We start from the raw sequence: 9,930 nt of genomic DNA, 5'->3' as shown, positions 1-9,930 counted from the left end.
TGCTGGGGCTGTTCCTGGTGGTACGCCACAAGCTGGGCGCCGGTGAACTGCACGCGGCCAACCTGGCGCTCGCGCTGCTGGCGCTGGCCGGCATCACCGTGGGCACCTTGTATCAAAAAGCCCATGTGGCGGCTTGCGACGTGCGCAGCGCGGGACTGGTGCAGATGGGCGCTGCTTTCCTCGTCACCTTGCCGCTGGCGCTGCTGGAGCCCGAGGTCATGGACTGGGGCTGGCCGTTGGTGGCGTCCATGGCCTGGTCGGTTGGCGTGCTGACGCTGGGCGGCAGTTCCTTGCTCTACCTGCTGATACAGCGCGGTGCGGCGACGCAGGTCACCAGCCTGATGTACCTGGTGCCGCCTTGCACGGCCTTGATGGCCGCGCTGCTGTTTGGCGAGCCGCTGAGTGCCGACATGCTGGCCGGCATGGTGCTGACGGCGCTGGGCGTGGCGCTGGTCGTGCGGCAGCCCTGAAGGCTTGACGAAGGCCGGCTGGCATCGTCCTCTGGAGAACGGGTGTTTACGCATAGAATCCGCATCCGCGCTTGACACCGCCACGGGTGGACGCTGTAATGATTTTTTGCCCGGACAGCGGTTTTTCCCCAAGGCTTTTTCTCTCTCGTCTCGCCCCTTTCTTCTCTGGTCTGCATGGCCTGCAGCAACCGGGTCTGGTCAGGTTCTGGCCTGTCTTGGCAGCGGAAGCACTGGTGACAGGAGCAGCGCAAGCACGGCGCCTGCAGCCCAGCCGCTGAGCCGGTGGGGCAGCATGAAACCGATTGTTGTCCGGCGTCGTTGCTGCACCATTGAGAGAGGGGGTACTTTCGTGAACAAGTCTGAAATGATCGAGCACATCGCCCTGCAGGCCGACATCTCCAAGGCAGCCGCCACGCGCGCGCTGGAGGCGATGATCGGTGGGGTGAAGACCACCTTGAAAAAAGGTGGCAGCGTGTCGATCGTTGGGTTTGGCACCTTCGCGGTGACAAAGCGCGCTGCCCGCACCGGCCGCAATCCGCGTACGAGTGAGCCAATCAAGATCAAGGCGGCCAAGGTGCCGAAGTTCCGTCCAGGCAAGGGCCTGAAAGACGCGTTGAACTGAAGAATTTGTTGAAGCTGCGGGTGCTTAGCTCAGTTGGTAGAGCGGCGCCTTTACACGGCGTAGGTCGGGGGTTCGAGCCCCTCAGCACCCACCACCGCAGCGCCCCGCCGGGCATTGATTAGAATCCCGCGCGACGTGCGCAGCCAGGAACAAAAGGCGAACTCAACGGTTCGCCTTTGTTGTTTCCGGCGAGCGCCGTATTCCACCAAGGCACAAGTCACATGTTCGATTTCGTCCGTTCGCACAACCGCCTGCTGCAAGGCCTGCTGGTGTTGCTGATTTTTCCGTCCTTCGTCTTCTTCGGATTGCAGGGCTACTCCAGCTTCACCAGCGACGCCGCCGCCACGGTGGCCAAGGTGGACGGCCGTGCCATCAAGCAGAGCGAGCTCGATGCCGCGCACCGCCAGCAGATCGAGCAGATGCGCGAGCGCATGCCCAACATCGACGTGAAGTTGTTCGACACGCCCGAGATGAAGCGCCAGACGCTGGACGAGTTGGTGCGCGAGCGCGTCATGGAGACGGCAGTCGCCAAGCAGAACCTGGGGGTTTCCGACCTGCGGCTGCAGCAGCTGTTCGTGGCAGACCCGCAGTTCGCGATGCTGCGCAAGCCCGACGGTTCCCTGAACAAGGAATTCCTCGCGGCGCAAGGCATGACCGCGACCCAGTTCCAGGAACGTGTGCGCCAGCAATATGCGATGCGCCAGGTGTTGGCCGGCGTGAACGAGTCTGCCGTTACCGGCAAGGCCTTGCTGAGCGCCAATGTGAACGCCTTGCTGGACCAGCGCGAGGTGCAGCTGCAGCGCTTCGAGGCCGGCGCCTACATGGACAAGGTCAAACCCACCGATGCCGAGATCGAGGCCTTCTACAAGGCGCATGGCAGCCAGTTCCATTCGCCGGAGGTCGCCAAGATCGAGTATGTGGTGCTGGACCTGGCGCAACTGCAGAAGCAGGTCCAGGTCAGCGAGGAAGACCTGAAGACCTACTATGAGCAGAACAAGGCCTTGCGCTACACCGCACCGGAAGAGCGCCGCGCCAGCCACATCCTGATCGCGGCTGCCAAGGATGCGCCGGCCGCCGAGCGCGCCAAGGCCAAGGAAAAAGCCGAGGGCCTGCTGGCTGAGCTGAGCAAGCAGCCTGAGCGTTTTGCCGAACTGGCCAAGAAGAACTCGGCCGACCCCGGCTCTGCAGAGAAGGGCGGCGACCTGGATTTCTTCGGCCGTGGCGCGATGACCAAGCCGTTTGAAGATGCCGCCTTCGCGATGAAGAAGGACGAGCTGAGCAAGGTGGTCGAGTCCGACTACGGCTTTCACATCATCAAGCTGACCGATGTGCGCGGTGGGCAGGTCAAGCCTTTCGACAGCGTGCGCGCCGAGATCGTGGACGAGGTGAGCAAGCAGGCGGCGCAGAAGAACTATGCGGCCGCAGCCGAAGAGTTCTCCAACACCGTCGAAGACCAGAGCGACTCGCTGCAGCCTGTCGTCGACAAGCTCAAGCTGACCAAGCTCAACGCCTCGGTCCGGCGCCAGCCGGTGCCGAATGCCGCTGGCCCGCTGGCCTCGGCCAAGCTGCTGGATGCGGTGTTCGGCAACGAAGTGCTGAAGAACAAGCGCAACACCCAGGCGATTGAAACCGGCCCCAGCCAGATGGTCGCGGCCCGCGTCACCGAATACCAGCCCGAGCACCTGCGCCCCTTGGCGGAGGTGCATGACGACGTGCTGAAGCAGGTGCAGGCCGAGCAGGCCGCCGCGGCGGCCCGCAAGGAGGGCGAAGCCCGCGTGGCTGCGCTGAAGCAGAACCCGGCCGAGGCCTTGCCGCAAGCCGTGACCGTCTCGCGCGCCAAGGACCAGGGCCTGCCGCGCCAGGTGGTGGACGCAGCGCTGGCGGCTGACCTGAGCAAGGCACCTGCCGTTGTGGGCGTGGACCTGGGCGCCCAGGGTTTCGCGGTGCTGAAGGTGCTCAAGAGCTTGCCGCGCATTGCAGGCGACGCCGATGTCGCCAGCGCCCAGCCCGCCGTGGCCCGGGCCCTGGCCAGCGCCGAGACGGCGGCCTACTACGAGGCACTGAAGCGCCGCTACAAGGTCGACATCAAGCTCAAGGCCCCGGAGCCCGCGGCTTCCGCCGCCGAGGCAAATTAATTCGCCGCTGGCCTCTGCCAAGGGGCTAGATTGATGGCTATAATCATAGGCTTCCGGTGGTGGCTATAGCTCAGTTGGTAGAGTCCCAGATTGTGATTCTGGTTGTCGTGGGTTCGAGTCCCATTAGCCACCCCACCCAATGAGAAACGGCGACAAGATTCAGTTCTTGTCGCCGTTTTGCTTTGTGGCTTTGCATCCCCGCGAGGGCGGGTGCCCCAAAACGCAGGCCAGCGCCGGGCCGCTCCCAAGCGGCCTGCGTAACCCGCTCGGCGGGTGGCTTCGCGTACCCGCGAAGCCGGGTGTCCCAACTAATCGGGTCGGACGAGTTGTGGGATGTCTACGCTGCACAACGTGCCCACCGGGTCGCGCTCCTGCCAGCGCACGGTGCCGTTCAACAGCTTCACGCGCTTGCGAATGCCGCCCAGGCCCAGGCCGTGGGACCATTTGGCCGGTTCGCGGCCCACGCCGTCATCGGCCAGCTCGAAGCTGAAGCGGCCGTTGTGCAGCCGGCACTCGATGCGCACGTGCGAGGCCTTGGAGTGCGAGATCACGTTGCTGACCAGTTCGCGCAGGATGCGGGTCAGCGAGGACCACTGGATCATGCTCAGCGTCACTTCCTGGTCGAAGTGGGCATGCCATTCCAGTTCGCAGCGCACGGCTTCCAGCCGGGTCGTGATGTCGGTCTTCCACTCGGCAGCGGCCAGTGCCAGCGGGTGGTGCTTGGCGGCAAGGCCGCGGGTCAGGGTCTTCAAGTCCTGCAGCGTGTGCCGCACGTACTCTTCCATTTCCTTGCTCTGCGACTTGTACATCAGCGTCAGCAGGCGGGCGCCAATGTCGTCGTGCAGGTCTTGCGCGATGCGGGTGCGCTCTTCGCTGCGGCCGCGCTCGACCGCACGGTCGTGTGCCAGCGCGCGCATCAGCTGTTCCAGCACGCGGTCGGCCAGGCGCGCGTCTTCCTGCGTGAACAGGCGCTTGCCGCGCTCGGCAAAGCGCAGCGAGACCATGCCATCCACTGTCGGGTTGTCGGTCAGGTTGGGCAGCGGCACCTGCAGCACGGCGCCGTTGCCGGCAATCCGGCTTTGCTGTGCGCGGCCGGCACTGCGGTGGGTTTCCAGTGGTTCGAAGACATTGCGCAGCAGCTCGATCATGCGGTCTGCCGCGCGCTCTGGCCGCGCCTCCACCTCGCGCGCAATGCGGTACAGGTGCTGGAACATGCGCTCGGTGGTCAAGGCGCGCGCGCCCATCATCTGGCTTACCAGCCACTGGCGGATGGCCGCGTACGCGCCCAGCGCGAGGAACAGCGACAGCGTCAGCGAGGTGAACTGGCTGAACGAGAAGACTGCGACAAACAGCAGGTCCACCGAGGTGGCAATGGTGCTGATGCCGGCCAGCATCGCGAACTCACGCATCACGTTCTGCGAGCGCGAGATGAAGGGCACCAGCAGCACCACCGAGGCGAAGAACACGCCCCAGATCACCGGCCCGACCGAAGCCACCGGCTGCACTTCCGGTGGCAGGTGCGGGCGCATCGAGACGGCCAGCGTCAGCAGCGCCAGCGTGGCCACGGTGACCACGCAGAAGCGGCGCATGACCACCGCAAATGGATGCGGCTCGTTGCGGTGGGACCAGCTCAGCAGCGCGATGCACACCAGCCCGTCGCTCAGCAGCAGCGATTGGCCCCACCACCAGTCGTGCGTCAGCGTGCCGGACAGCGAGGGCAGGGCGTAGGCCAGCGTGGCGGCCCAGGCGGCCGCGGCGATCAGCCAGCGGCCTTTCAGCCGGGCCGGATGCAGGGACGCGGCATGCACGATGGCGGCGCCAGTGACGGCCTCCAGCACCGCGTGCACACTGGATTCACGCAGCACCATCAGCGACGGCAGCGCCAGCGCCGGCACCGAGGCGACGGCAGCCAGCAGCAGCTGCGCGGCCTGCGCATGCGCCATCACCGCGTACAGCAGGTTGCGCAACTGCGGTTGCACCAGCGGCACGATCCAGCCGACCAGGAACAGCACCATCGCAAAAGCGCTCATCAGCCAGAACATCGCGCCCAGGCTGCCGTAGCCACGTGGGCGTGGCTTGAGTTCGACCTGTGCGCCATCACGAAAGCGCAGCGTGACCTGGCCCGCTTCCAGCGATTGCGCCGTGGCCAGCCGCACCTTCACCAGGTCGCGCCGCACGGCGTCATCGGTGATCCAGCGGGCCGAATGCGAGATGGTCAGCACGCCGAACGGCAGCACTTCCCCGTCCGGCGATACCACTGCGTCCAGTTCGCGGCCGACAAAGGGCTTGAGCGAGAGCAGCGGCGTGTCGGCGAGCTCCAGGTGGCCGCTGGCCGTCGTGCGCCACTCGGCAGCGATGTGCGGGTTGTTGGCCATCGCGCGTGCCAGCATGAAGACCGTCAGGCAGCCGATCACGGCAGCCAGCAGCAGCGCCTGTCGCCGCCACGCGATGCGCTGGGTCCGGCCCGGGCCACCGTTGTCAGCCGGCGGTCGCTCAAGCTCCAGCGGGGGCAGGACCGAGGAGGGACCCAGCGAGTCGGACCAGTTCGTCGTGTTCATCGCGGTGGGGCCGGCGTTGCCTTGCGGTGCCAGCACCACGGCGGCCAGGCCGTACAAGGGTCAGAGGGTGGGCAACCCCAGATGGGGCGGCAGGAAGGGCGAGGCGGGGCTGCCGGCTCGCCGCTGCGTCATACCAGGCCTTGCTTGCTCGCCAGCACGGCGGCTTCTGCGCGGCTGGAGACGTTCAGCTTGCGGTAGATCGACTTGATGTGGTCGTTCACCGTGAACCACTTGATGCCCATCAGGTTCGCGATCTCTTTGATCGTGAAGCCCTTGCTCAGGTAGGTCAGGACCTCGATCTCGCGCGGCGTGAGGTGTGGCATTTCCACCGGTCGCTCGATCGGCACCGGCGGCTTGCTGCTGGCAGCCGGCGCGTTGACTGGCGGGTTCATCGGCGTGGTCAGCGGCGCGGGGGCCTGCGGGTCCACTGGCGTGCCGCTGAAGCGGAAGTGGGTCAGCAGCCGGCGGGCAATCGCCGGCGACAGCGGTGGCTGGCCCAGCACGATCTTGCGCAACTCTTCGACCAGCACCTCGAAGCGGTCTTCCTTCAGCAGGTAGCCGTCGGCCCCGCACTGCAGCGCCGGGAAGAGATGCTCGTCGTCGGAATACAGCGTGGTGACGACCTTGGTCGCCGGGTAGTTGGTGAGCTCGGCCAGCAGCTCCAGGCCATTGCCGTCGGGCAACTCGAGGTCCACCAGCATCAGCTTGAACGGATCGGCTCCGTGCAGGCCTTGCGGACCGGTCAGCGCGATCTGCGCGCGCGCGGTTTCCAGATCGCCGGCCTCGGTGATCGAGATCGGATCGCTGAAGCTTTCCCGCAGCACACGCGACAGGAAGTCGCGTGCCACCGGGTTGTCTTCGAGGATCAACACCTTGACTGACATGAACGAATCTCCCTGATGACTCCAAATACCACTGCGCATGCTAGCAGGCGCAGTGGTGGCACTTGCCCTCGATTGTGGGGGCTGCAAGCGGAGACCAGGGCGGAACAATGCCGCGGTCGGGGCGTCAATCCAGCGTCATCACCAGCTTGCCACGCACTTCGCGGCCGGCCATGCGGCGGTAGGCCCGCGGCAGTTCGGAGATCGGCAGCAACTCGTCGATCACCGGCTTGACCTTGCCTTCGGCATACCACTGGCTCAGCTCGGCCAGCGCACGCGCGCTGTTGCCGGGTTCGCGCTTGACGAAGTCGCCCCAGAACACGCCGACCACCGAGGCACCCTTGAGCAGCGGCAGGTTGAACGGCAGCGCCGGAATGCCGCCGGCGGCAAAGCCGATCACCAGGTAGCGGCCGCGCCAGGCAATGGAGCGAAAGGCCTGCTCGGCCAGGTCGCCGCCAATCGGGTCGTAGACCAGGTCCGGGCCCTTGCCGCCGGTCAGCGCGGCCAGCGCATCGCGCAGCTTCTCGCGGCCGTAGTTGATGGTGGCGTCGGCGCCCAGTGCTCGGCATGTTTCGCACTTCTCGTCGGTGGACGCGGCGGCGATCACGCGCGCACCAGCGGCCTTGGCGATCTGGATGGCTGCCGTGCCCACGCCGCCCGCAGCGCCCAGCACCAGCACAGTTTCGCCGGCCTGCAGCGCGCCGCGGTCGATCAGCGCGTGGTGCGAGGTGCCGTAGGTGAATGCAAAGGCCGCCGCGTCTTCCAGCTTGAAGCCGGGCGGCAGCGGCAGCACCTGGGCAGCCTTCACGCACGCGTGGGTGCCGAAGCCGCCAGTGCCGGCAATCGCCGCGACCGGCATGCCGGGCTGCAAGTGGCTGACACCGGGGCCGACCTTGTCCACGATGCCAGCGTATTCGGCGCCCGGCACAAAGGGCAGCGGCGGCTTGAACTGGTACTTGCCCTGGGTGATCAGGATGTCCGGGAAGTTCAGGCTGGCGGCCTTCACCGCGATGCGCACCTCGCCTTCGCCGGGCTCGGGCGTGGGGGTTTCCTTCCAGACCAGGGCCTCGGGACCGTCGGTGGTTTCGCAAAGCCAGGCATGCATGTCGTGTCTCCAGTGGATGAATGTGATGGCTCGGGCAGGTCTGCGGACCGCCTGCCGTGCAATCCTCGAACGATCATAGTCAGCAGGGTGCGACCCCAGCGTCTCGCAGGTGACGCGCTGCCTACAATGCGCCGCATGCGAATCCTGATTGCCAATGACGATGGTTACCTCGCGCCCGGCCTCGCCGCGCTGGCCGAAGCCTGCCGTGGGCTCGGCGAGATCGACGTGATCGCGCCCGAGCAGAATGCCAGTGGCACTTCCAACGCATTGAGCCTGAACCGGCCGCTGTCTGTCTACGAGGCGGTGGGCACGCAGCAGGCGGGTTTTCGCTATGTCAATGGCACGCCGTCGGACAGCGTGCACGTCGCGCTGACAGGGCTGCTGCCGCACCGGCCCGACCTGGTCGTTTCCGGCATCAACCAGGGTGCCAACATGGGCGACGACACGCTGTACTCCGGCACCGTTGCGGCGGCGATGGAGGGCTACCTGTTCGGCGTGCCGGCCATTGCGTTTTCGCAGGCCGAGAAGGGCTGGACCCACCTCGACGCCGCAGCCCGCGTGGCGCGCGCGGTGATCGAGTCGGTGCTGCCGCTGATCAAGCCAGGCGAGCCGCTGGCCGTGCCGTGGCTGCTGAACGTCAACATCCCGAACCGGCCCGACGCCGATCAGCTGCCCTGGGTCACGACCCGCCTGGGCCGGCGCCATGCCAGCTCGCCGGTGATCCACCAGACCAATCCGCGCGGCGAGCCGATCTACTGGATAGGCCCGGCCGGCGATGCGCGCGAAGCCGGCCCCGGCACCGATTTCCACGCGGTGGCCAACGGCCAGGTCTCGATCACGCCGCTGCAGGTCGACCTGACCGACCATGCCGCGCTGCCCGGCTGGCAGGCGCAGCTGAGCCGGATCGGCCGGCTGTGAACAAGCCGAAGGATCCGACCGACCGACCGAGCGCCAGATTTCCTGCGTCCTTGCACCAGGCCAAGCCTGCCGCCGCCAAAGCCAGGCCCGAACTGCTGCGGCCACAGCGCCTGCTGCACGAAGCGGCCCGTGATGCGCGCTTGCTCAGCACCCCTTCCGGCCTGGGGCTGGACAACCCGGCGGTGCGCGAACGCATGGTGCAGCGGCTGCGTGGCGAGGGCGTGCGCAGCGAGCCGGTGCTGCAAGCCATGCTTCGCGTGCCCCGGCACCGCTTTGTCGATTCGGCGCTGGCGGCGCAGGCTTATGAAGACACCAGCCTGCCCATCGGCCTGGGGCAAACCATCTCCAAACCTTCGGTGGTTGCGCGCATGCTGGAGTGGCTGTTCCTGGGCGAGTCGGCGCGCGGGCATGGTCACCTCGGGCGCGTGCTGGAGATCGGCACCGGTTGCGGCTACCAGACCGCGCTGCTGGCCGAAGTGGCGCAGCAGGTGGTGTCGATCGAACGCCTGCGCGCGCTGCATGACGTGGCGGTGCGCCAACTGGCCGGCTTGCAGACGCCGCGCTGCGAGTTGCTGTACGGCGACGGCATGCTGGGTCATCCGCTGCGGGCGCCCTACGACAGCATTGTCGCGGCGGCCGGTGGCGAGGACCTGCCGCAGGCCTGGCTGCAGCAGCTGGCGGTGGGGGGCAGGTTGATCGCACCGGCGCGCGCGGCCGATGGCCGCGGGCAGGTGCTGGTGGTGGTGGATCGGACCCCTCAAGGCTTTCGCCGGACCTTGGGCGAGGCGGTCCAGTTCGTCCCCTTAAAATCCGGCATCAGTTGACTCAGGGAAAAGAATCGCCATGACCATGTTCCGTGGCTGCCGTTGGTCCACGTGGCTTGCATTGGTGGCCGTCACCACGCTTGCGGCGTGCACCACCACCAAGAATCAGGCGCCGGTCGAAGATCGTGGTGCGGGTCGGGGCTCCGCTGCCTACAGCGCCAGTGCCGCCGCAGATCCGTCCAAGAGCGGCAGCGTCGTGCCGCCGGCCGAGGCCAAGCCCGGTACCTACATCGTGAAGCCTGGCGACACGCTGATGCGCATCGCGCTGGAAACCGGCCAGGCCTGGCGTGACCTGGCGCGCTGGAACAGCATGGACAACCCGAACGTGATCGAGGTGGGCCAGGTGCTGCGCGTTGTGCCACCAGGCCAGGAGCCCGGTGCTGCCGCGACCAAGCCGGTGGCGGCCGCCAAGGTCGA

General features: G+C 66.8%; 9 protein-coding genes and 2 tRNA genes. 8 read left to right on the top strand and 3 right to left on the bottom strand.

What is annotated here, in order from left to right; genetic code table 11:
• From FKP22_RS11845 to FKP22_RS11825, 5 genes are all read left to right on the top strand, one after another.
• The coding region (locus FKP22_RS11845) for an EamA family transporter (RefSeq protein WP_141287696.1) at positions 1–470 on the top strand (470 nt) is incomplete at its 5' end.
• Positions 471–819: 349 nt separating this feature from the next.
• The gene (locus FKP22_RS11840; RefSeq protein WP_141287698.1) at positions 820–1,092 is read left to right on the top strand and encodes an HU family DNA-binding protein; all 273 of its coding nucleotides are present in this window, start codon (positions 820–822) and stop codon (positions 1,090–1,092) included.
• A gap of 18 nt (positions 1,093–1,110) precedes the next feature.
• Positions 1,111–1,186, top strand: a tRNA-Val gene (locus FKP22_RS11835).
• A 127-nt stretch (positions 1,187–1,313) separates the two neighbouring features.
• The gene (locus tag FKP22_RS11830; protein ID WP_141287695.1) at positions 1,314–3,227 is read left to right on the top strand and encodes a SurA N-terminal domain-containing protein; all 1,914 of its coding nucleotides are present in this window, start codon (positions 1,314–1,316) and stop codon (positions 3,225–3,227) included.
• A 59-nt stretch (positions 3,228–3,286) separates the two neighbouring features.
• A tRNA-His gene (locus tag FKP22_RS11825) sits at positions 3,287–3,362 on the top strand.
• 173 nt (positions 3,363–3,535) lie between these two features.
• Here FKP22_RS11825 and FKP22_RS11820 read toward each other — a convergent pair.
• The 3 genes from FKP22_RS11820 to FKP22_RS11810 all read right to left on the bottom strand — a co-directional run bounded on the left by FKP22_RS11820 (position 3,536) and on the right by FKP22_RS11810 (position 7,771).
• Complete coding sequence (locus tag FKP22_RS11820) at positions 3,536–5,842, bottom strand: sensor histidine kinase (protein ID WP_141287694.1); 2,307 nt, start codon at positions 5,840–5,842, stop codon at positions 3,536–3,538.
• Between the two features lie 71 nt (positions 5,843–5,913).
• Positions 5,914–6,669 (bottom strand): LuxR C-terminal-related transcriptional regulator, encoded by a 756-nt coding sequence (locus FKP22_RS11815; RefSeq protein ID WP_141287693.1) that lies wholly within the window; start codon positions 6,667–6,669, stop codon positions 5,914–5,916.
• A gap of 124 nt (positions 6,670–6,793) precedes the next feature.
• Positions 6,794–7,771: an NADPH:quinone oxidoreductase family protein gene (locus FKP22_RS11810; RefSeq protein ID WP_141287692.1), complete on the bottom strand. Its 978-nt coding sequence runs from the start codon at positions 7,769–7,771 to the stop codon at positions 6,794–6,796.
• 135 nt (positions 7,772–7,906) lie between these two features.
• Between FKP22_RS11810 and surE the strand changes: the two genes are divergently transcribed.
• The 3 genes from surE to FKP22_RS11795 form a co-directional block, all read left to right on the top strand.
• On the top strand, positions 7,907–8,689 hold the full coding sequence (gene surE, locus FKP22_RS11805) for a 5'/3'-nucleotidase SurE (RefSeq protein ID WP_141287691.1): 783 nt from the start codon (positions 7,907–7,909) through the stop codon (positions 8,687–8,689).
• Positions 8,686–9,513, top strand: coding sequence for a protein-L-isoaspartate(D-aspartate) O-methyltransferase (locus FKP22_RS11800; protein WP_375140576.1), 828 nt, complete (start codon positions 8,686–8,688; stop codon positions 9,511–9,513). The genes surE and FKP22_RS11800 overlap by 4 nt, the downstream gene beginning before the upstream one ends.
• Positions 9,514–9,532: 19 nt before the next feature.
• A partial coding sequence (locus FKP22_RS11795) for a LysM peptidoglycan-binding domain-containing protein (RefSeq protein WP_141287690.1) occupies positions 9,533–9,930 on the top strand: 398 nt, incomplete at its 3' end.

Origin of the sequence: Ideonella azotifigens (assembly GCF_006519715.1) — a bacterium.
Taxonomy (GTDB): Bacteria; Pseudomonadota; Gammaproteobacteria; order Burkholderiales; family Burkholderiaceae_C; genus Ideonella; species Ideonella azotifigens.
The sequence above is the reverse complement of the archived record's forward strand: the minus strand, read 5'-3'. Positions and strand labels throughout refer to the sequence as shown.